Source organism: Cohnella thailandensis (genome assembly GCF_014212135.1).
Classification (GTDB): domain Bacteria; phylum Bacillota; class Bacilli; order Paenibacillales; family Paenibacillaceae; genus Cohnella; species Cohnella thailandensis.
This window is the reverse complement of sequence record NZ_JACJVQ010000002.1, coordinates 1-21,032: the sequence shown is the minus strand read 5'-3', so window position 1 is coordinate 21,032 and position 21,032 is coordinate 1. Positions and strand designations below refer to the sequence as shown.

The window sequence follows — 21,032 nt, the reverse complement described above, 5'->3', positions numbered from 1 at the left end:
CCTCGGTCCGCGAGAAGCGATCAGCAGAGATGTGGATTCAGCGGACACATCCGCACCGACTAAGCGTATCGCGCCCGGCTGCATTCGCAGCCTTAAGTCGGTGGGACGTCGTGGATACACGAACGTTAGACGAAATACAGGAATGACTATGAAAGGACAAGTGACATGAAAAATACATATATTCAACCTGAAACATTTATCAAGCTTAAAGAACTTGATCGAGCATTAATAAATGAAACGAAGAATTCATTATATGATTTCATTGGTATTAATTTGAGATTCAATGGATTCAAATATGATGAGATAACGCCTGACGATTGCATAGTATTTGCTTCAACTGGTACCGATGGTGATCACTTTGCTTTTGATACAAAAGAAGGAACAATTGATAATTTAGAAGAGGCACCTATTTTGTTTATCCAACCTACGGATTCAGAAACTCCTGTAAAATTAGTAGCTAAAAATATTAAAGATTTATTTTCAATCTTTCTTAAACTTAAAGAGTTCTATGTCTTAGAAAGATTTGATTGGTATGAAAGTGAAGAAGATTATATAAATGATTACAATACCAACTATAAAGAAGATATAGAAGAGCGAAATAAAGAGTTGAATTACATATCAAATCGATTAACTCAAGAATTAAATATTTCTGAAATAGATAACGTATTTACATATATTAAAGAAATTCGAGAACGGTAATATTTGGTGGTATTTCAGGGAGTCCTGTACTTCGTCTAACATCATATCCACGCATCGGAGCCTGGCGGCTCCTCGGTCCGCGGGAAGTAATCGGCAGGGAAGTGAAATCAGCGGACATATCCGCACCGACTAACCGCATCGCGGCCGGCTCCTGACGGAGCCTTAAGTCGGTGGGACGTCGTGGATACAGTAACGTTATACGAAACACCTATAAATCTGTATAAGGAGCTATTATGTCATGGACGCAACAGTTCTTGAACAACTTAGTGAATTTATTTGTGGAGATAATAAAGAATTCGCTCCAGTTTACAGGTCGGGATCTGAAATCTCTAGGTTCTTACAAAGAGCTGGAATTAGTGGGTATGTTCATGATGGTTCTACCAGGAAGTGGTGGACTCTTAATGTTCTAAATGTAATTTCAGAATACGAGATTAATTTAGTAATTAGTAGATTAGCTTCACCTAAAGAGTATCAAGGTAACCACAAACAGGTTAATCTAGCATTGAAGTCTTTGAATCAAATATTATCAATGGAAGGAATATATATTGAATTGAATGGTATAGTTCCAGAAATTAAGAAAGGTTCTATACAATTTAAGATGGAAGAACCAAATGAAAAAGAACTTAAATCACTGCCCCCACCGGATTTCTTTAATTTAGAAATCGAGAATAATTTAGCAGAGCTTCTGAGTAATAGATGGGAAGAAGCAGATAAATGTATAAAGGCACAAGCATATTTATCTGGAATTATTATCATGGGTAGTTTGCTTGAAGGGTTATTTTTAACTGTATTGCAGAGATTTCCGCAACAAGCTAACCAATCTACTTCAGCACCTAAAGATCGGAATGGTAACACTAAGAAATTTTATGATTGGTCATTAAGTGAAATGATCGATGTAGGACATTCTGAGGGATGGATTGATTTGGATGTAAAACATTTTTCACATGCACTTAGAATTTTTAGAAATTTAATTCATCCATATGAACAAATGGTTAGACAAGTAAAACCAGATGAAGATACAAGTAATATATGTTGGCTAGTTGTTCAAGCAGCTGTAAATGATTTGGCTAGGGTATTACAGAGAAGATAGGTGCTTCGTATAACATTATATTCACGCTTCGGAACCTGACGGTTCCTCGGTCCGCCCGAGGAGAACTGGCAGGGAGTAGAATCAGGCGGACACATCCGCACCGACTAACCGCATCGCGGACGGCTGCTGGCGCAGCCTTAAGTCGGTGGGACGTCGTGAATACAGTAACGTTATATGTAATACCGGCAGAGCTAAATTGGAAGTTGGGCTAGGAAGATGTTAAGTACTTTTATGTTTTGGTGTATACTGTGAAGTAAAGAAATGGAGGCGATTGTATGAGCCTAGAGGAGAAGTTGATTAAGGACTTTTTGTCATTACCACAAGAAAAACAAATTGAGGTAATTGATTTTATTGAGTTCCTCAAATCAAAAAATACACCTAAAATTGAGTCCATGATGGATGATATTATTAATGATAATATAGAAGCACTTAGAGAACTGGCAAAATGAATACAATCACAATAAGTCAACTTCTGATTTATCATCGAAAGATAATCGAAGCTACTGGTGGGTCAGATGGAGTAAGAGACCAAGGCTTATTAGAAAGTGCTCTTGGAAAAGCAGAAATAACATTTGATGGACAAGAACTATATCCAGGTTTAACAAGAAAGATCTCTGTTATCACATATTCATTGATTAAAAATCATGGATTTGTAGATGGGAATAAGCGAATCGGAGTTGCAGTTATGTTGTTATTGCTCCGAACTAATGGGATTAAAATAAGATTCAGTCAAGAGGAATTGGTTCAATTAGGACTAAGAACAGCTGAAGGGAAATTAAATGAACAAGATATTGAAGACTGGATTGTAAGACATCGGGAATAGAACCTCGATGTCTTTTTAGATATATTTGTAGCTGATTCTAAGAAAGCCGATACAACAGATAACATTATGGAAACGATGATTTCAGAGATAAAGGTCTACGACACAAGTGGAATATTCGATATATTTACAAACCAATCGACTACAAATATCCAATTGATGTATTTGTTAATGAGTTTGAAAGAAGGTTTAAAAATCAGAATTAGAGAACTCGAAGAAGACACTGGTATCAACTAACAACATATTCACGCATCAGATCGTGGTAGCTCCTTGGTCCCGGTGGGATTGTAGCAGAGAAAGGAAAAAACAAATCAAGATCCACGTTCATGGACAGTAACGATTTCGAGTGATATTGAATTGAATTTTATAATTAATGTTGGGGGTTCTTTTGGTTTATTTGAGCCTGAAATGAATGTATGGTCGACTGAAAAAATTAATCTTGATAACCACGAAATTCAGAACTTAAGAAACCAATGGATAACTTATTGGAACTAGAGCCATATAAAAAAGACAAGTGAAAAGCCGATATTCTTAGGATTCCCAAATTTTGATGCACTTGATTCGGAATTAAGCAAGGCATGTTATAAGGTTTGGAATTCGTTTCTAGACTGGTGGAATATGCCTGCTGGCGGACAGCATGCTATGTCATATTGGGAAGAAAAACCTAAAGTATTACAGTTTGTTAAGGAGTTTGAAAATGAAGTTGGAAGACGAATAAAAACTTTTCATTTGAGAATCGATTTAGTGTACGCAGGGATGAATAGATTTAAGGAATGCTATTAGCCTGATGTCGTGGATAGAGATACAGAAACGAAATAGGAAATCAGAACAAGAAAAACTTTTTTTAGGAGGACTAATGAATAGCATATTCGAACCCTATCATACAAACGAAATTATTATTCGTATCAAACAAGTCCACGATTCCAAATATCATGATTGTAGATGAAAGAGATTTTAATGTGGAAAAAGAAAAACTAATTCGAAAAATAACCACGTTTCAAATTAATGGACCCGAGAAATGTACAACCCAACCGCATCCTTTTTTCGGCAAATTTTCTCCAGAAGAATGGAGGAAGGGCATATATAAACATCTAGACCATCATTTAAGACAGTTTGGCGTTTAGCTAATAGATGTATAGGGGATATTCATGAGAAAACTGCTATCTCTCGTTTTATTACTCCTCATTACTGCATGTAACAAAGAAGAAAAACCGCAATTGAATTTTTTCGATACGAAGGAGCAAGCCATTCAACATTATGCTGCTAAGGAATCATACGTAAATGAATCTTTTCTGGAATTAGTCTTGGACTCGGACGAGACAATCGTTCTGATTCGACAGTCGAAAGATGTTTACTCTTTAGGTGAGTTAGCAGAGTCGAACGGGAAGTTTTCCTTTACAAGAATTTCAGCCTGGTTTGACATTGGGAATACGACGGGAGCTATGTTCAACATCAAGACGGTCAAAGGCGGCAACGAGTACACCATCAAACTATCCAAAGAACTGCAAGATCTCCAATCGATATATAGCGAAGATTACGGAATTTATATGACGGTAGTCGAAGGAGAAAGAGTTTATGAGGATATTAACGCAATTAATGCGATAAGGTCCATCGAAAAGATAGGGGAGTAGAATGAAGAAAATAGCAATCTTTGCATCGTTCTTTTTATTGGTTTTATTCGTCTTTCTGATTGTAAAAGCGGAAGAACACGATGGATTTAAAATCACAATCCATAATAAAGTCGATAAAGAAATCGATAACCTTATCATTGATTATCCAGGTGGACCTACGGTCGTGGATATGAAATCGAAGTCCAAGAAAACGATTAAGATACGTCCTGAAAACTTTGGCGAGGCGAGCATTAACCTTATCTATGAAGCAAATCAAAGAAAACAATCGGAAATTATTATCGGATACATCGAACGCGGCTATTCCGGGAAAGCAAATATCGATATCGAATCCATTCATGAAAACGGCGAGTTGAACCTGAGCATAAGGGAAAAGGTTAATTTATATTAAAGATTTTGTTCCCTCTAAAGCCGTCTGGAACTTTACTCCAATTTCCAACGTCTAACAATTAAGGTTATTACCGAAATTGTTGGATGAAGGAGAATCGAAGTAATGGGAAAAGGCTGGGGACCAACGCTGCTTGTCGTCGTATTCGCTATGATGTTTGCCGGGTGTACGGAGCAGTCGAACGAAGCCGAACAAACGCCGCATGCGTCTGCAACTATCGAAGTAGAAGTAAGTCATACGCCTGAGCCAGAAGCTCAAGAGCCGGAAACGGAGGATTTTTCGGTTGTGGTCGGAGACGCCGTTAAGTTGGAAACCACGATGGAGCACGAGACGGCGATATTCGATGGAACGGAATACACGATCGAACCCTATGGGGTGACTTTCGCGGTACGAACGAGTATGGGCGAACCTGCGATAGAGGGCAAGAAAGCCGTCTTTACGAAAGACTTGTCGGGAGAAGCAATGTTATCATATAAAGTGATAGAGGATTCGACTTTGGACGATGCAGTAGCCCAGGAGATACAGGACCACGAGGACTCTTTTTTCGGTGAGTTTGTCGAGACTACTTCGCTTGGCGGCTTAAGAGGCAAACACAATCAATTTAATGACGATTCTGTTTTCTCCGGAGTTATTTTCTATGAGTTTGATCGGCATGTGCTTCGGATCGAGTATCGAAGTCCGATCAATGCCGTAGACGCGATGGTTCGAATCGTCAATGAAACGATGGATTCGGTGAGGGCATGACAACGCAATAGTTGCGGGGAGGAACGAAACATGCGGGCTACCGAGGATGTACTCCGAGTTTGGAGCAGATTCAACGATTTTCCCATGGAGACCTTAACGAAAGCTTGGTACAGCACGATCGATTCCGCAAGAAAACAAAGAACCGTCGACTTAATGAAAGAACATCGGGAGAAATACGGAACGTCGGGCAATTGTTTTGATTTGGCCATCTGGCTGATCGATGAGTTTAAGCGGGAAAAACTCGATAGTTACGCGGTACTAACTCCGGACTCGCATGTTGCGGTGGTCGTTAGGAATGGCGAAGGAAATAAATACCTCTGCGAGCTTGGGGACCAATGGATCGAGCCCATCCTGATGGATAAGGAGCATGAAGATTATTCCGAGGAATACTTGAAAGGCTTTTTCCCTGGTGCGGATATAAAGCTTAACGTCCATCCGAATAAGCTCATGGTTGCTTATCGAAGACTGAACGGTAAAGAATCTCGCCAAGAATTTAGGTTGAACCCGGTTAGAGGACAAGAACTAATGGAAGCCGGGCAGAAAACTCAGCGGATTTTTTATAGTCCTCTCGTTGAGAAACGGATTTTCCAAGGGAATCAAGTTCTGCATTGGGAGTTCGATAACTATTCAAGCATGATAAGCTCAAACGAGGGCTTGAAGGTTGAAAATCCGCTGAGCAGCATAGAAGAATGGGCCGATCGAATACAGAAAGCGAGCGGAATCGATAAGGAGATCGTAAAGATAGCTCTTGAGGTATACTCTGGGGAGAGTTCAAAGGAGACCTGATGAAAAGGAAGAAATGGTTTCTTGCTCTCTCTTTAGACGCTTCAGAGCGACTTGGTTCAATTGGAAGGCGCGATCAGTTATCAGATCGAGAAGATATTCAACATTTACGGGTTTTCCAAATACAAATTTGGATAATGCGGAAATCAATGAACTTATCGAATTAAGGGATGATCTACGGTCAGCTGGATGGGGACTGAATATCGGGTACAGCATCGACTGGGATAGTTTGTCGGAGAAGATACATGCTTTAGTTAGCAACCGATAGAAGGGATAAAGCTTGGAGAAAAGAACAACCGTTTACTTGGTAAGGCATGCGGAATCCCCCTATGTAGAAGGCCAAGAGCGATCCAGAGGCCTATCCGGCAAAGGGGCGGAAGATGCTTTGAAGGTAGGCTCCCTTTTGCGGAATGAGAATATAGACATCTTCGTATCGAGTCCCTATGAACGAGCGATCCAGACGATAAAGGATGCTGCCGGGGAGAAGGAGATTCTTCTATTCGAAGACCTGAGAGAGAGAAGCATCGGGATCATTCCCGATCGGCTCTTTAGAGAAGCGAAATTCAAGGTTTACCAGGATTTCGATTTCGCTTTCCCGGAAGGAGAATCCTCCTTGGCCGCACAACAGAGGGCGATTCAGTCCTTCCTTGGCATTCTACGGAATTATGAAGGACAGAAGATAGCCATCGGCACTCACGGAGATATCATGACGTTGATCTTGAATTTCTTCGATAAGTCCTATCGCTATGACTTCTGGAAATCGACATCGATGCCGGACGTTAATAAACTGGAATTCGAAAACTCTAAATTGGTTACTGTGGTGAGATTGTGGGAGGAATGAGGCGGTAAGTAGGTCAACGGCATTTTCTAACGGAAATGGCGAACCCTTATTCGGTCTCGTAAGCCCAATTTCAGGTTTAACGGAAATGAGCGACCCTTAGATAGAGAACTGGGTGGATAAACAGGGTTTTTGTGCTTTTAAAGGTCGCTCATTTCCGTTAGAGTTGAAAATAGTCATTTTGTTGCGTTTAAGGTGCTGTGATGTCCGTTAGAGCTGCCGAGTGCTTCAAGACACCTTGCAAAGCTTCGCGCCGAACGCAAACGGGTACCATAAATAGTTGGTACTATTCCAGATTAATAGCCGGATTCCTTGCCTCGCCCTATCGATGGTCGGTCTGGGGATCCTATTTGCAGAGTCTCTATTCGACGAGTCTTTGGGCGATTGGTTCGGCATGTATCTATTCTTTGTCGGTGCAGCGGTTCTAATTAGCGTTTATGTGATTAGTTGTTCTTCGGTTCTCCTGCATAAATTACTTGCGTTGTCCGGAGTAGGAATCTCGCTTCTGCCCATAATAATCCTCATGGTAGCGACGTTAACTTATTGACGTTAAATTATTAATGAGGCATAAGAAAAGAGCTGCCCCCCGGCAGCTCTTAACTTTATCGCACGATTGGTTCTTACTTCGTTACCGCAGTGTTGCCTGCTTTAACGTCCAGGACCGCGCTGTGGATCCGGTCGAACAGATCTTCAAGCTGCGATTCTTCCATGCAGGAGAAAGCGACGCGAAGATCGGTTTGGCCGAGGGCGATCGTGCCGACGCCGTATTGGCTAAGGAGGCGCTGGCGAACGGCTTCCGCGTCAACCGTCTCTAGCTTGAGGCACATGAAGTAGCCGGAGTTGAACGGATAATAGCTCCATTCGTTGCCGTACTTGCCGCTATCGAGCAGCTCCTTCACGCGGTTGGCGCGTCCCTTCATGATCGCGAACTTCTCGGCCTTCTGAGCCTCGAACTCCGGAGACTTGAGGGCGTCGAGGACGAACGTCTGCGACGGGTGCGGGCCGCTGGAGATCGTCGCGCGAACGATGCCGAGCGTCTTCTGTTCCAGCGCGGCGAGCGTGCCGGCCGATTGGCCGCCGTACGTGATGAAGCCGACGCGGAAGCCCCAGACGTACTCTTCCTTGGTCGCTCCGTCGACCTTGATCGGAAGAATGCGCTCGTGCAGTCCGCACAGATGGCCGAACAGCGATTCCTTCAGCGAATCTTCGAAGAACAGGCCGAAGTACGCATCGTCCGTCACGGCGACGACGTTGACTCCCGCCTCGGCCGCGTCCTTGATGGCGGCTACGATCGCGCGGCCGTCCTCCGCGTTCGGCGTATAGCCGGTCGGGTTGTTCGGGAAGTTGAGCAGCACGATCGCTTTGCCCTTATCTTTCTGGGAGAGAATGGCGTCGCGCAAGCCCGCCGCGTTGAAGCGGTTCTGCTCGTTGTAGAGCGGATACTCGACCATGACCGCGCCGCGGCGAATGCCGAAGGTCAGCTCGTAGTTCTCCCAGTTCTTCTCGGGAAGCACGACCGCATCGTCGGTATCGGCGAACAGATCGGCGACGATGCTGAGTCCGTGCGTGAGAGCGTTCGTCACGATCGGAAGGCTGATCGCCTTGCCGACGACCGAAGGGTTCTCCTTCAGCATCTTGTCGCGCCATACGGTGCGCAGTTCCGGTTTGCCCGCGGGGGGCGCATATTCGTAAATGTCCTTCGGGTTGAAGGCAGACAGTTTATCCTGAATGACTTGCAGATGCATCGGCGTTCCGTTCTCGGTCGCGATCCCGATCGTCGCGTTGTACACGTTCGCCTTCGTTTTGGCTTCGGCGCTTTGGCTCAGAATACCGTCCTTAGGAAAATAAATCTGACGCCCGATACCGGAGAGCATCTCGGCGATACGCGGGTTCTCCCGCTGAATGGTGTCGTTCAGTTGCTGAGCGAGGGGGTTCATTACTGTCGCTTCCTTCCACCAGGTCATGTTATGGCGCTTTAAAGGGGCGCCGATCGTTTGGAGTTATTATACACCATCGGAGGAAGAGCGTCATCGGATTGTGGACTTTTTCACATGAAAATTTCACGGGTTTCGATAAGAGGGATGATGGGCGGCGATCTCCTCGATCGTCCTGGCGTCCCCGGGGCGGTCGCGATCGCGAAGCCCCTGCAGAACCTTGTTCAGCCGGGGCTCGGACAGGTTCTGGCCGAACTTGAACTTGCCGGCGATCTCTTCGATATCCAGCCGCATGACCGCCACGCCTCTTAAGGAAGACGCGTATTTGGGATCGCCCGCATCGATGGGAGCATGTCCCCCCTCCGGCTGCATGGAACGAAGCAGGGCGCCAAGCGCCTGAGCCTTCTCGGTTGCGTCCTCCACCTGTTCCACTCGGCCTCTCATCCGGACGGAACGGAAGAAGACGGTGGCCGGGCAGGCCAGATACGGATCGCTAAAATAGGAAGGAATGAACGCATGAGCCTCGTAAACGACGAATTCCGCCCTCGGATCGGCCGCCAGCCCCTTCATTTTCTCCCCTTGCTTGCTTCCGTGGAAGTAGGTTTTACCATCCAGATAGGCAAAATTCAGCGGAACGGCCTTGGGCCAGCCGTCCTCGCCGATAAACGTCAGCACCCCATCATGCCGTTCCGCAAGAAACCGCTCGATCTCTTCGTAGTCGGCCGCTTCGAATTCTTTTCTGCGCATGCGAATGACCCCCTAGTTGAAGTAAAATTGGTTCTAGTGTAGACCTTGGATTGACAAACAAAAAGATCCAATTATGATTAAAAACAATAGGCCATTGCGAAAGGGGGCTCCGCCGTGTTCCAAGTCCCGTACGAGTCGCGTTTGAAGGAGTGCGGCAGCAAGCACCTCGCTTTATACCTGGCGCTTCGGGAAGGAATCACGTCCGGATTGCTGGAGCCGGGAGCGAGATTGCCTTCCACTCGGCAGCTTGCCGAGCTTTATCGCCTGTCCCGCGGCAGCGTCAGCCTCGCTTACGAGATGCTGGCGGCGGAAGGATACGTGCGCACGGGAATCGGCCAGGGCACTTTCGTGTCGGGCAGGCACGGGTTGTCCGCCATTCGTCCGGCAACCGGCGAGAGGCAGGCCGAAGCGGAAGAAACGGCCGAAGCCTGCGCGCAGAAACCGATCCTATCCGCGTGGGGCGAACGGGTGGCGGGAGAAGCGGACAAGCTGTTCGGCGGGGCTGCGGCGGACTCGAATTTCAAGGGGATTTCGTTCGTTCCTCGCGGCATGGGGGAGAAGGGGTTCCCTTTCATGGAATGGAAGTCCGTCGTCTCGGCCCAATGGAGAAGGCTCGGTTCGATAGCGGACAACCACTGGGCGACGGAAGGCAGCTACCGGCTAAGGCGAGTCCTCGCGGAGAGACTGGGGAGAGAGCGGGGGATCCGCTGCGCCGCCGAGGATATCGTCATCACGGGCGGATCCATGCAGGCGATCGCGATTATTGCCCAACTGCTGCTGGAAGAAGGACGCGCGGCGGTCATGGAGAATCCGGGGTACCCGGGCATTCGCTTCGCCGTTCAGGCGACCGGAGCGTCGCTCCATCCGGCTGAAGTCGACGAAGAAGGCATCCTTCCGCGGGATTGGGACGCGCAGCTTCTCTTCGTCACGCCAACCCGCCAGTTCCCTACCGGGGCGGTGCTTCGCCTGGAGCGCCGGCTGGAGCTGCTCGAGTGGGCGGCGAGACGCGGGAGCTGGATCGTCGAGGACGATTACGACAGCGACTTCCGCTGGGGCGGGCGTCCGATCGAACCGCTGAAGTCCCTGGACGGAGAAGGAAGGGTTGTCTACGTGGGAAGCTTCTCCCGGACGATGAGATCCGAGGTCCGAATCGGCTACGCGGTGCTCCCGCAAGCGCTAAGAAACTCCTTCATCCAAGCGAAGAGGCTGTACGACCCGCACCCGGAAGGAATCGCGGAGCAGAACGCGCTGGCCGATTGGATCGCGGAAGGCGGCTACGATCGGCATTTGAGGCGAATGAGACGGATTTTCCATAAGCTGCAGGAGAGATTAAAGCGCGGGCTTGACGGATCGCTGGCGGAGCTGTTCGAGATCGTGCCTTCGGACGCGGGGCTGTCGCTCTTCGCCTATTGGAGAGGCGATGAAGCGAGCTACCGGCTTCTGCGGGAGAGGAGCCGCGAGCGGGGCGTCGCTTGGCAGGACGGCGGGAAATACCGAATATCGGATAGCGAGAACCGGCCGTCCGCGCTGTTCGGCTTCGCTCATCTGGACGAGAAAGAGATCGAGTCGGGGATCGATCGCATACGCTTGGCCGCCAGGGAGCTCGGACTTATTCCCCATGAAGATCAAGGAGGCAGCAACCATGCTTAAAGCATCGCCGGAATCTTTTTACCTACTTCCCTATTTCGCGAAGACGGTCTGCGAGCCGGGGTGGAAGTGGCAGAAGCGCGAGAAGCCGCTGCAGAACTACGACCTTTTCTACGTGTGGAGCGGGGAGGGTGAAGTGATTCTGAACGGCGCGAGCTACGAGGTCGGCAAGGGCAGCTGCTTCCTGTTCCGTCCGGGGGATCATACGAGCGCGACGCATAACCCCCAGAAGCCGCTCGTTCTAACCTATATTCACTTCGACGTGACGGAACCGGTCGAGCAAATTCCCGTGCCTTACCGCCAACTGACGGATACGATTGAATTCGAGAACCTGCTGTCCCGCTACATTCGCCTGTTCTTGGTGGAGACGTTCGCGGCGGAGGCAGAAGCGCGGCTGATCCTGAAGCAGCTGATGATTCATCTCTTGCGGGACGATCGCAACGAGCCCGTCGAGCGCAAGGCCAGCAATCAGCTGACCGAGAGCATCCACGAGGTCGCGAACTACATTCGCCAGCATCCGGGCATCCAGCATCGGGTGGACGATCTCGCCGCCCGCGCGGGACTCTCCTCCCGCTACTTCTCGATCAAGTTCAAGGAGCTTATCGGGACGTCGGTTCAGACGTATATGATCCGGACCCGCATCGAGCGGGCGCAGCATCTTCTGCTTCATGCGGGAATGAACGTGACGGAGGTGGCGGATGCTCTCGGGTACCGGGACATCTTCTTCTTCAGCAGGCAATTTAAGCAATATACGGGGAAAAGCCCTTCCGAGCTTCGATGAGGAATTGGAGCGGCGAGGTCCTGTTTATACCGATATTAAAGAACCCATTATCCCTTTGAATCAGAGCGGTCGCTTTAAAGCGTTAGCGCGACCCTCTCTGAACGGAGGGGATAATGGGTTTTTTTGTGTTTTCCTCAATAGAAGTCCGTTACTTTTTGACCGCCGTATTCAGGATGCCGAGCTTCTGCCCCATTTTCACCCGGTCGCCGATCTTAACCCCTTCGCAATCGCAGCAGGTTCCATTCTCCGTCAGGAGAACGACCGTGGATCCGAATTCGAAGTAGGCGAGCTCTTGACCGGATTCGAGCTTCTTGGGCAGCGGCTGGACATACTGGATGCTGCTCACGTTAAGAGCGCCTACCTTGACGACGGCAACCTCGCCTTCCTCGTGGGACAGGTAGGTGATCAACCGTTCGTTGCGGGACAGCACCCTTCTCATGCAGGTCAGGCCGAACTCGTTAACGGGATACACCCGGCCGGGAATATGCTCGCTCTCGACGATCGTGCCGGAACAAGGGGAATGAATTCGATGATAATCGGTGGGGCTCAAATACAGCACCCAGAAATAACCCTGTTCGTAATGGCCCGTGCGAGGAGAGCCGTTTAACAATTCCTCCAGCGTATAATCCTGTCCTTTCACTTGAAGCAGCATACCGTCCCGAATGACTCCGCAGGCGGTAATAAGAGCATCGACGGGACTGACCAAGGCCCGATCCGTCTTGTCGATCGGACGAGCTCCCGGCTTCAGGCGCCTCGTGAAGAAGTCATTCAAGCTGGCGTAATCCTGGAGGCTCTTCTCCGCTTCCTCTACCGGAATCCGATAAAGCTTCGCGAACCTGGGAATGAAGCGCCGGCTTAACGAGGATTTGGCCAATCGTCCCGTTGCCCGGGAGACGAACTTGCGCGAAGACAGCTCGGTCATGGAGCGCATCAGCCAACGATTCATGCGCCTAAGCCACTCCTTCTCTCTGATTCGTCGTACGGCATTCGCAAGACCATACGATCGCACCTAAGTGTGACACATCGCGAGCAAAAGTTCAATACGGGAGCATGGTTAGAAGCCGTGCTCGTTTGTCCGCCTTCCGTGTATCCTAGCATAACAGCCCGTACGAAGGGGGATCCGGATTGTACAGAGTCGCATTCGTCACGCCGGGAGCCTATCCGGTTCCTTCGCCTAGAGGCGGTTCGGTGGAACGGGTGGTCGAGAAAATCGTGCCGCTGCTGCAGCCTGCCATCGAAGCGAGAATCTACGGAAGGAAGGGACTCGGCCTTCATTCCAGAGGGAAGCTGAACGGAGTCGTGTGCGAACGATTCCCGATGAAGTCTCGCGCCGGATATTGGAATCGGGTTATCGCCGGCCTCCGTTCCTACCGTCCGGAGCTCATTCAGGTCGAGAATCGGCCGAAAATGGTGCTGCGGATGAGAAGGGAGTTCCCCCGCGCGAATATATGGTTGAATTTGCATTCGAACACCTTCCTGATCAAGCCTTACTTAAGGGATAACCAAACCTTGATTGCCAGCGTGCGGGCAGCCGATCGGATTATCGTGAACAGCTGCTTCCTGAAGGATTTTGTCGTGAGGAAGGCGCCGCAAGCGGCCGGCAAAATCGGGGTCGTGTATCCGGGAGTCGATCCGAGCCGGTTCTTCTGGCCCAACGGCGCCGCGGAGCGGGAGCTTCGCGGCTGGCGCGATCGTCGGATCGTCCTGTACGTAGGCAGACTGATTCCCTTGAAGGGGGTTCATCATCTTCTGGCGGCGCTGCCCGAGCTGATCAAACGGGTGCCGAACGTGCTTGTCGTCATCGTGGGGAGTCCGTTCTACGGCTCCGCCCGGACGACAGAATATAGCCGGAAGCTGCGCAGAATGGCGAAGCCTTTTTCGTCGCATGTGCATTTTCACCATTACGTGCCTTACGGCGAGGTTCCTCTCTGGTACTCCATGGCGGACGTGTCCGTCGTTCCGTCCACTCGCCGGGAAGCGTTCGGCTTGGTGAACGTCGAAGCGATGGCGGCCGGCCTGCCGGTCGTGGCGACTCGAATCGGAGGAATACCCGAGATCGTCCAGGACGGGACGACCGGATTTCTGATCGACGCCAAGAACGCTCCGGCAGAGCTTGCGGACCGGCTTGCGCTGCTTCTGAACCACGAGGAGATAAGGCTGGAGCTGGGAAGAAGGGGCCAGGAGCGAGTCCGGCAGCAGTTCACTTGGGAACACTCGGCGGCAAGCTGGCTGCAGGAATGGCACGCTTTCTTGGCGGGACGGTAGGAGAGCGAGTTTAGAACTGTAAGCCGAGATGTCGGCTTACAGGGGAACCGCACAAAGGCGAGAAAATTCCAAAAGCCATCCTTCTGGCCTCGCGGTCATGAAGGATGGCTTTTCCCATGCTTTGTAGTCAACTAATTATAAATCGGCGAACGTGGAGTACAGCAAGTAGGCGTTCAGGATGACGATGGCGACGGTGATGACCCCGGCGATGATCTTCAACCATAAGCGGTTCGCGAACTCTCCCATTTTCTTGCGGCTGGAGGTGAATTTGACCAGGGGGATGACGGCGAAGCTCAACTGCATGGACAGGATGACTTGACTGAGAATCAGCAGGTCCGTCGCGCCTTTGTCCCCGTAGAGGGCGATGACGATGACGGCCGGAATAATCGCGATCATTCGGGTGATCAACCGGCGGAGCCAGGCAGGCAAGCGAATGTTCAGGAAGCCTTCCATGACGATCTGCCCCGCGAGAGTTCCGGTCAAGGTGGAATTCTGGCCCGACGCGAGCAGCGCGACCCCGAAGAAGATCGACGCTATCGTCGTTCCGAGCAGAGGCGTCAGCAGATGGTAGGCTTCCCCGATCTCCTCCACATTCGTATGGCCCGTCTCGTGGAAGGCCGCCGCGGCTATGATCAGGATCGCCGCGTTGATGAACAGGGCGAAGAACAAGGCGATGGTCGAGTCCCAGGTCGCGAAGCGGATCGCTTGCCTTTTGCCCAATTCGGTCTGCTCGAACTGTCTCGTCTGCACGATGGAAGAGTGGAGATACAGGTTATGCGGCATGACGGTCGCCCCAAGGATCCCGATGGCGATATAGAGCATCTCCGGATTGGCGACGATGTCGGACTTCGGAACGAAGCCTTTCATCACCTCGCCGAAAGCGGGGTGGGACAGGAACAGCTCGGCGACGAAGCAGAACCCGATGATGGCGATCAGCGCGATGACGAAAGCCTCCAAATAACGAAACCCTTTATTCTGCAAGAACAGAATGAGGAGAACGTCGACCGCGGTTAGGATAACCCCGTAGATTAGAGGTATCCCGAACAATAAGTTCAAAGCGATAGCGGCCCCGATCACCTCGGCCAAGTCGCAGGCGGCGATGGCGAGCTCGGCCAGAATCCAGAGAACGACGGATACGGGCTTGCTGTAATGATCCCGGCAGGCCTGCGCCAGATCCCTTCCCGTTACGATGCCCAGCTTGCCGGCCAGAGCCTGAAGCACGATAGCCATTAGATTGGAGAGAAGAATAACGGATAAAAGCGTATAGCCGAACTTGGAGCCGCCGGCGATATCCGTCGCCCAGTTGCCCGGATCCATATATCCGACGGCTACCATATAGCCGGGACCGACGAATGCAAGGAACTTGCGGAAGGTGGAGCCGGTCTTCGGTATCCGAAGAGAACGATGGGATTCAGGCAGCGACGGCTGATGCTGTTCCCGGCGCCAACCGGAAGGACGCGAAGAAGAGACGGCCAAATCGTCTTGCATAATGATCACCTCTTAGTCTGACCGTAGTCGAAAAGTTGTTCGAATCAATCAATGTGGCATAGGGGCCATAAAGTTTCCCTAATGCAAAATTTCTGATTGGTATTACTATACGCCGGGTCTCCCGAAATGTAAACCATTATTTCGAAAGCATCGCCGCCAGTCGCGCCCATGGGTGAATGTGCATATGATACGTTAGATTTTGATGTTGGGAAGGAGAGGGACATGAGAAAGGGCAAATCGAAAAAGCCTTCGAACAGCCGAAGGCCCCTATACTTCGTGGATAATCCGAACCAATCGGAGCTGCAATGGCTGGACGATATATCCAAGAAGAACGGTAAGCCGATCAGCGTGCACGGCGCGGCAGTGGCCGAGGCACCGTCCGATAAGTCGTCCAAAACAGCCTTCGCGGCCGAGCCGGCGGCGGACTCGGGTCGGCCGGCTGAGGACGATCAGCGGGAGAAGGTCTCTGAAACGAGCGCGGAGCTCTTGTCCGCAGCGGAGGAACGGAGCTCGTTCGAGGAGCCGTCGGCGGAATCTCTCGCGAGCACGGAAGAAATCGTTGCCGTTGTCGATGCGGCAGACAAGCAAATCGCGGAATCCACGGAGGCCTTGGTCGAGATTATCGAACCGGTTCGTCCCGCGGAGTCCGAGCCGGCGCCGGAGCCGCGATCGGAGGTTCAAGAGGTCGTCGAACGGGAGCCGGAGCCTGCGGCCGCCATAGCCGAGAATGAAGAAACGGATTCGGATTCGCATTGGACGGACCAGAGAGAAGAACGGCATTGGCGGCATCAGAAGCTGGCGGAGAAAAGAATTCCGACAAGACCGGCGCCGATCGTTTACACCGACGATCTCGCGGATGAATCCGTCACGACCGACAAGCTTGCTCCCTTCGCCGTCGGTTCCAACAACCTGGCTGCCGAATCCGTGACCACGGAAGCGCTCGCCGACTTCTCGGTTACGTCCATCAAGCTGGCGGACGGCTCGATCACCTCTTCGAAGTATGCTCCGGAATCGATTACGGGCGAGCACTTAACCAAGAACTCTATCTCCGGGCAGAAAATCAGGGATCGTTCCATCACGAGCGAGAAGCTGCGAGACGGCAGCGTGTCCTCCGAGAAGCTGGCGGATCGAACGATCAGCGCCGACAAAATCGCCGAAGGCTCCATCCAGGCGAAGCACCTTAGTCTTTCCATTATTACATCGGATTTACTTAAAGATCAGTCGGTAACCTCGGAGAAGATCCGAAGCGGAACGATAAGAAGAGAGAATCTATCCAACGAGGTGATCGACACCTCCAAGCTGGCCGACGAAGCCGTCACGTCCTCGAAGCTGCGGGACGGAGCCGTCGGGCCCGCGAAGATCGCCCCGGAAGCGATCGATTCCACGCATCTGAAGCAAGGAATCATTCTGGCGGAGCACGTGGCTTTGGGTTCCTTGGAGGGAAAGCATATTGCTCCTCTAGCCATTCTCTCCGAAAATATCGCCGAAGGCGCGATCGAAACGGAGCGGCTGGCCGATCGCGCGGTCGCGGGAAACAAGCTGGCGAGAGAATCCGTCGACTCGGAGCATCTGCGCCCTTCGGCCGTGGGGCGGGACCATCTGGCCGAAGAAGCCGTTGAGAGCCGGCATCTCCAGACGGGAGCGGTCACCGCGAGCAAGCTGGCGGAACAATCGGTAACGACCGTCAATCTCGTGGAGCATGCCGTGACGACCTCCAAAATCGCGGATCAGAGCATCGTTGCCGGCAAGATCGGGGACGAGGCGGTTCAATCCCGCCACCTGGCGAAAGGGAGCATCCAGAACGACAAGCTGGCCGACCATTCGATCGAACGCAGACACTTGACGGAAGGGGTGCTGGAAGCCAGGCACCTGTCTTCCCGTTCGATCATGAGGGACCATCTGCAGGATGGCATTATCGGTTCGGGACAGCTCGCTGCCGAGTCCGTCGTTCGGAAGCATATTGCCGAAGGGGCGATCGGCTCCGCTCAATTGGCGCAAGGATCGGTCAAATCGCCCCAGATCGCGGACGGCTCCATTCAGAACCGCCATTTGGCGAACGGCTCCGTCAGGACGGCTAATTTGGCGGAAGACAGCATCACATACGACAAGCTGGCGGCCGGGAGCCTGAGACCCGTCCATTTCGGAGAGGATTCGGTTAAGGGAGAAGCGATCGCCAGGCAGGCGATCGACAGTCGTCACATTCGCTCCGGCGCCATTACTCCTGCTCATCTGGCGGAGGAATCCGTCGGAACCTCCGCTCTTCAAGGCGAATCGGTTACGGCGGAGAAGCTGGCTCCGGGTTCGGTCGGCGAGCGTCAGCTTGGCGTTCGGTCCGTGTTCTCCCATCATCTGACGGATCACCTGATCACCTCCCTCAAGCTCTCCCCGGAGAGCGTGTCGACGGATAAGCTCGCCGATCAATCTGTAACGACGGTGAAGCTCGCCGATCAGAGCGTGACGGCATCCAAGCTGGGAGCCGGGGCCGTCGGGCGCGGCGCTATATCCCCCAACTCGGTGACGGAGGATACGCTGGCCGAAGGAGCGGTCGGCTCTAAGCAGTTGAAGCGGGGCTCGGTGAATTCCGATCATCTGGCGGCGAACAGCGTTCACGCCGATGCCATCGCGAAGAACGCGGTCTCTTCGGAAGCCATTCAGGAAGAAGCGATCACGAGTAAGCATCTCGCCGTCGAGTCGGTGGAGAGCAGGCACCTTACCGCGCAATCCGTCATCGGCTTCCACTTGGCGGATGACAGCGTGCGCGAATCGCATTTAACGGACGGCTCGGTCAGCCATAGCAAGCTGTCCAACCTCAGCGTCGGGGAGCGCAACCTTCAGATGCGTTCCGTCGCCGAGAAGCATCTGGCAGCCGATTCGGTATCCTCCTCGCAGCTTCAAGAGCTTAGCGTGGGGCCTAAGCATGTTAAGGAGAACGCGATCGAATTACGGCACCTTGCGGATCAGAGCGTGAACGAGCGGGTTCTCGCCGACGGAGCGGTGGGCGAACGGCATTTGGCGGACGACAGCGTTACGCTACAGAAGCTGGCGGCGGGAAGCGTGGGCAGCGAGCACCTGCTTTTGGAGTCGGTCGGCGGCAAGCATCTGAAGCCGGATTCGGTGCTGGGCTTCCATATCCGCAAAGGCTCGGTCTCGATCTCCCATCTCGCGCCGGATATGTTCGCCCTCGCTAAGCAGGCCGAGAGAAGAATCGACTCCGAGCGGATCGAGCCGGCGGCCGTCTCGACCGTTCATCTGCGGGACGAATCGATCACCGAGGATAAGCTCGCCCCGGGCAGCATCAGCGACGACAAGCTGGCGAATGGCGCGGTAGTGACCGACAAGCTTGCGGATCGCAGCGTAACGGACCAGAAGCTGCGGGATGGGGCGGTCTCTTCCGAGAAGCTTGCGGAAGGCAGCGTAACGGAGAGCAAGCTGAGCATCGGAGCCGTCTTGGAACGGGCGCTCGCGGAGGGTTCCGTAACGGAGCCGAAGCTTGCCGCAGGAAGCGTCTCGACCGATAAATTGGCCGACGGAAGCGTCGTGAACGCCAAGCTGGGGCAGAATGCCGTAACGGGCGATAAGCTGGCGGAAGGAAGCGTGACCGAATCCGCTTTGGCGAATGGCGCCGTCACGAGCGCCAAACTCGCCGACGGCCAGGTGCTGGAGGCGAAGCTCGGCTATGGTTCGGTCACGACTTCCAAGCTGGCGGAAGCATCCGTTACCGAAGCGAAGCTTGCGGACTCGTCGATCGCCGAGAGCAAGCTGATAGAGGGAGCGGTCTCCGCGCGAACGCTTCAGGACGGATCGGTGACCGAGGCGAAGCTCGCCGACAATGCCGTGACGGAACGGAAGCTGGCGGACGGAGCGGTCACGGCGGAGAAGCTTGCGGACAGCAGCGTCACGGCGTTCAAGTTGGCACATGGAAGCGTCACGGAGGATGCGTTGGCCTACGGAGCTGTCAACACGGTGCAGATCGCGGAGATGTCCGTCATCGAATCGAAGCTTGCCGACCAGGCCGTAACGGAGCGGAAAATCGCGGACGGGGCGGTAACGGGACGGAAGCTGTCCGACGCAATCGTGTCGGAGCGCAAACTGGCGGATGGCGCGGTAACGGAGAGCAAGCTTGCCGACGGCGCCGTCACGCACGGGAAGCTGGCAGCCGGAGCCGTGTCCGAGGAGCAGTTAAAGGACGGCAGCGTGTCTCTCGGCAAGCTGTCGACGAGTTTGATGCACTACCTTACGTTCGCCGGCAGCCCCGTTACGGAGGATAGATTGGCGAAGGGAAGCGTTACGTCCGAGAAGCTTGCGGCAGGCAGCGTTGGGGCTGAGCAATTGGCGGACGGATCGGTCGCCGCCGATAAGCTGGCCGATCAGTCGGTCGTTACATCTAAGCTCGCGGACGGCAGCGTGGACGGCTCGAAGCTGGCTGCAGGAAGCGTAAGCGGCTGGCACCTGAGCGAAGGCAGCGTCGGTTCGCAGCAGCTCGCGGACGGCAGCGTGGACGGCTCGAAGTTGGCGGCTGGAAGCGTAAGCGGCTGGCACCTGAGCGAAGGGAGCGTCGGTTCACAGCAGCTTGCGGACGGCAGCGTGGACGGCTCGAAGTTGGCGGCTGGAAGCGTAAGCGGCTGGCACCTGAGCGAAGGGAGCGTCGGTTCACAGCAGCTTGCGGACGGCAGCATAGACGGTTCAAAACTGGCAGCGGGAAGCGTAAACGCCTGGCACCTGAGCGAAGGCAGCATAGGTTCTCAGCAACTCGCGGAAGGCAGCGTGGACGGAACGAAGCTGGCAGCGGGCAGCGTAAATGGCTGGCACCTAAGCGAAGGGAGCGTAGGTTCTCAGCAGCTTGCCGAGGGCAGCGTGGACGGCTCGAAGCTGGCAGCGGGAAGCGTAAACGCCTGGCACCTGAGCGAAGGCAGCGTAGGGACGCAGCAGCTCGCGGAAGGCAGCGTGAACGGTTCTAAGCTGGCAGCGGGCAGCGTAAGCGGTGAGCACCTGAGCGAAGGCAGCATCGGCTCGCAGCATCTCGCTGACGGAAGCGTGAACGGTTCAAAGCTGGCGGCTGGAAGCGTAAGCGGCTGGCACCTGAGCGAAGGAAGCGTCGGTTCTCAGCAGCTTGCCGAGGGCAGCGTAGACGGTTCGAAGCTAGCGGCAGGCAGCGTAAATAGCTTGCACCTGAGCGAAGG

The 21,032-nt window shown here is 52.6% G+C and carries 17 protein-coding genes and 1 pseudogene; 14 read left to right on the top strand and 4 right to left on the bottom strand.

Annotated elements, in window-relative coordinates; translation table 11 throughout:
• The first annotated feature begins 165 nt into the window (after positions 1-165).
• The 10 genes and pseudogenes from H7B67_RS00570 (at position 166) to H7B67_RS00525 (ending at position 6,993) form a co-directional block, all read left to right on the top strand.
• Positions 166-699, top strand: a complete 534-nt coding sequence (locus H7B67_RS00570) for a hypothetical protein (RefSeq protein ID WP_185117863.1) — start codon at positions 166-168, stop codon at positions 697-699.
• A gap of 238 nt (positions 700-937) precedes the next feature.
• The gene (locus tag H7B67_RS00565; protein ID WP_185117862.1) at positions 938-1,789 is read left to right on the top strand and encodes a hypothetical protein; all 852 of its coding nucleotides are present in this window, start codon (positions 938-940) and stop codon (positions 1,787-1,789) included.
• Between the two features lie 275 nt (positions 1,790-2,064).
• On the top strand, positions 2,065-2,238 hold the full coding sequence (locus tag H7B67_RS00560; RefSeq protein WP_185117861.1) for a DUF2281 domain-containing protein: 174 nt from the start codon (positions 2,065-2,067) through the stop codon (positions 2,236-2,238).
• Positions 2,235-2,612 (top strand): type II toxin-antitoxin system death-on-curing family toxin, encoded by a 378-nt coding sequence (locus H7B67_RS00555; protein WP_185117860.1) that lies wholly within the window; start codon positions 2,235-2,237, stop codon positions 2,610-2,612. Before H7B67_RS00560 ends, H7B67_RS00555 begins: the two co-directional genes overlap by 4 nt.
• Positions 2,613-3,517: 905 nt before the next feature.
• A pseudogene (locus H7B67_RS00550) lies at positions 3,518-3,733 on the top strand (DUF1569 domain-containing protein); the annotation flags it as partial.
• Between the two features lie 24 nt (positions 3,734-3,757).
• Positions 3,758-4,240, top strand: coding sequence for a hypothetical protein (locus tag H7B67_RS00545; RefSeq protein ID WP_185117858.1), 483 nt, complete (start codon positions 3,758-3,760; stop codon positions 4,238-4,240).
• Position 4,241: 1 nt separating this feature from the next.
• A complete protein-coding gene (locus H7B67_RS00540; protein WP_185117857.1) occupies positions 4,242-4,628 on the top strand; it encodes a hypothetical protein in 387 nt (128 codons plus the stop codon).
• A 102-nt stretch (positions 4,629-4,730) separates the two neighbouring features.
• Positions 4,731-5,369 carry a hypothetical protein gene (locus tag H7B67_RS00535; protein ID WP_185117856.1) on the top strand — a complete coding sequence of 213 codons (639 nt, stop codon included), beginning with the start codon at positions 4,731-4,733 and terminating at the stop codon, positions 5,367-5,369.
• Between the two features lie 30 nt (positions 5,370-5,399).
• A complete protein-coding gene (locus H7B67_RS00530) occupies positions 5,400-6,155 on the top strand; it encodes a hypothetical protein (protein WP_185117855.1) in 756 nt (251 codons plus the stop codon).
• Between the two features lie 277 nt (positions 6,156-6,432).
• Entirely contained in the window at positions 6,433-6,993 is a 561-nt protein-coding gene (locus H7B67_RS00525; protein ID WP_185117854.1) for a histidine phosphatase family protein, read from the top strand.
• Positions 6,994-7,610: 617 nt separating this feature from the next.
• Here H7B67_RS00525 and H7B67_RS00520 read toward each other — a convergent pair.
• The gene (locus tag H7B67_RS00520; protein WP_185117853.1) at positions 7,611-8,927 is read right to left on the bottom strand and encodes an aminotransferase class I/II-fold pyridoxal phosphate-dependent enzyme; all 1,317 of its coding nucleotides are present in this window, start codon (positions 8,925-8,927) and stop codon (positions 7,611-7,613) included.
• Positions 8,928-9,050: 123 nt separating this feature from the next.
• Positions 9,051-9,671: a pyridoxamine 5'-phosphate oxidase family protein gene (locus tag H7B67_RS00515; protein WP_185117852.1), complete on the bottom strand. Its 621-nt coding sequence runs from the start codon at positions 9,669-9,671 to the stop codon at positions 9,051-9,053.
• A gap of 114 nt (positions 9,672-9,785) precedes the next feature.
• On the opposite strand from H7B67_RS00515, the gene pdxR reads away from it, so the two are divergent.
• Both pdxR and H7B67_RS00505 read left to right on the top strand, forming a co-directional pair.
• A complete protein-coding gene (gene pdxR / locus H7B67_RS00510; RefSeq protein ID WP_185117851.1) occupies positions 9,786-11,321 on the top strand; it encodes a MocR-like pyridoxine biosynthesis transcription factor PdxR in 1,536 nt (511 codons plus the stop codon).
• Positions 11,314-12,099, top strand: a complete 786-nt coding sequence (locus H7B67_RS00505; protein ID WP_185117850.1) for a helix-turn-helix domain-containing protein — start codon at positions 11,314-11,316, stop codon at positions 12,097-12,099. The genes pdxR and H7B67_RS00505 overlap by 8 nt, the downstream gene beginning before the upstream one ends.
• 148 nt (positions 12,100-12,247) lie before the next feature.
• On the opposite strand, the gene asd is transcribed toward H7B67_RS00505, so the two are convergent.
• Complete coding sequence (asd, locus tag H7B67_RS00500) at positions 12,248-13,045, bottom strand: archaetidylserine decarboxylase (protein WP_185117849.1); 798 nt, start codon at positions 13,043-13,045, stop codon at positions 12,248-12,250.
• A gap of 179 nt (positions 13,046-13,224) precedes the next feature.
• Here asd and H7B67_RS00495 point away from each other — a divergent pair, with 179 nt between their 5' ends.
• Entirely contained in the window at positions 13,225-14,364 is a 1,140-nt protein-coding gene (locus tag H7B67_RS00495) for a glycosyltransferase family 4 protein (protein WP_185117848.1), read from the top strand.
• Positions 14,365-14,499: 135 nt separating this feature from the next.
• Here the strand turns inward: H7B67_RS00495 and H7B67_RS00490 are convergent, their stop codons facing one another.
• Positions 14,500-15,852, bottom strand: a complete 1,353-nt coding sequence (locus H7B67_RS00490) for an Nramp family divalent metal transporter (RefSeq protein ID WP_185117847.1) — start codon at positions 15,850-15,852, stop codon at positions 14,500-14,502.
• Between the two features lie 222 nt (positions 15,853-16,074).
• On the opposite strand from H7B67_RS00490, the gene H7B67_RS00485 reads away from it, so the two are divergent.
• A partial coding sequence (locus H7B67_RS00485; RefSeq protein WP_185117846.1) for a hypothetical protein occupies positions 16,075-21,032 on the top strand: 4,958 nt, incomplete at its 3' end.

What these genes read in the sequence shown, in the direction of transcription:
- H7B67_RS00515 (WP_185117852.1), bottom strand. Translation starts at nt 9,671, where the DNA reads ATGCGCAGAAAAGAATTCGAAGCGGCCGACTACGAAGAGATCGAGCGG.
- H7B67_RS00570 (WP_185117863.1), top strand. Translation starts at nt 166, where the DNA reads ATGAAAAATACATATATTCAACCTGAAACATTTATCAAGCTTAAAGAA.
- H7B67_RS00505 (WP_185117850.1), top strand. Translation starts at nt 11,314, where the DNA reads ATGCTTAAAGCATCGCCGGAATCTTTTTACCTACTTCCCTATTTCGCG.
- H7B67_RS00540 (WP_185117857.1), top strand. Translation starts at nt 4,242, where the DNA reads ATGAAGAAAATAGCAATCTTTGCATCGTTCTTTTTATTGGTTTTATTC.
- H7B67_RS00535 (WP_185117856.1), top strand. Translation starts at nt 4,731, where the DNA reads ATGGGAAAAGGCTGGGGACCAACGCTGCTTGTCGTCGTATTCGCTATG.
- H7B67_RS00545 (WP_185117858.1), top strand. Translation starts at nt 3,758, where the DNA reads ATGAGAAAACTGCTATCTCTCGTTTTATTACTCCTCATTACTGCATGT.
- H7B67_RS00490 (WP_185117847.1), bottom strand. Translation starts at nt 15,852, where the DNA reads ATGCAAGACGATTTGGCCGTCTCTTCTTCGCGTCCTTCCGGTTGGCGC.
- H7B67_RS00565 (WP_185117862.1), top strand. Translation starts at nt 938, where the DNA reads ATGGACGCAACAGTTCTTGAACAACTTAGTGAATTTATTTGTGGAGAT.
- H7B67_RS00555 (WP_185117860.1), top strand. Translation starts at nt 2,235, where the DNA reads ATGAATACAATCACAATAAGTCAACTTCTGATTTATCATCGAAAGATA.
- H7B67_RS00560 (WP_185117861.1), top strand. Translation starts at nt 2,065, where the DNA reads ATGAGCCTAGAGGAGAAGTTGATTAAGGACTTTTTGTCATTACCACAA.
- H7B67_RS00520 (WP_185117853.1), bottom strand. Translation starts at nt 8,927, where the DNA reads ATGAACCCCCTCGCTCAGCAACTGAACGACACCATTCAGCGGGAGAAC.
- H7B67_RS00530 (WP_185117855.1), top strand. Translation starts at nt 5,400, where the DNA reads ATGCGGGCTACCGAGGATGTACTCCGAGTTTGGAGCAGATTCAACGAT.
- asd (WP_185117849.1), bottom strand. Translation starts at nt 13,045, where the DNA reads ATGAATCGTTGGCTGATGCGCTCCATGACCGAGCTGTCTTCGCGCAAG.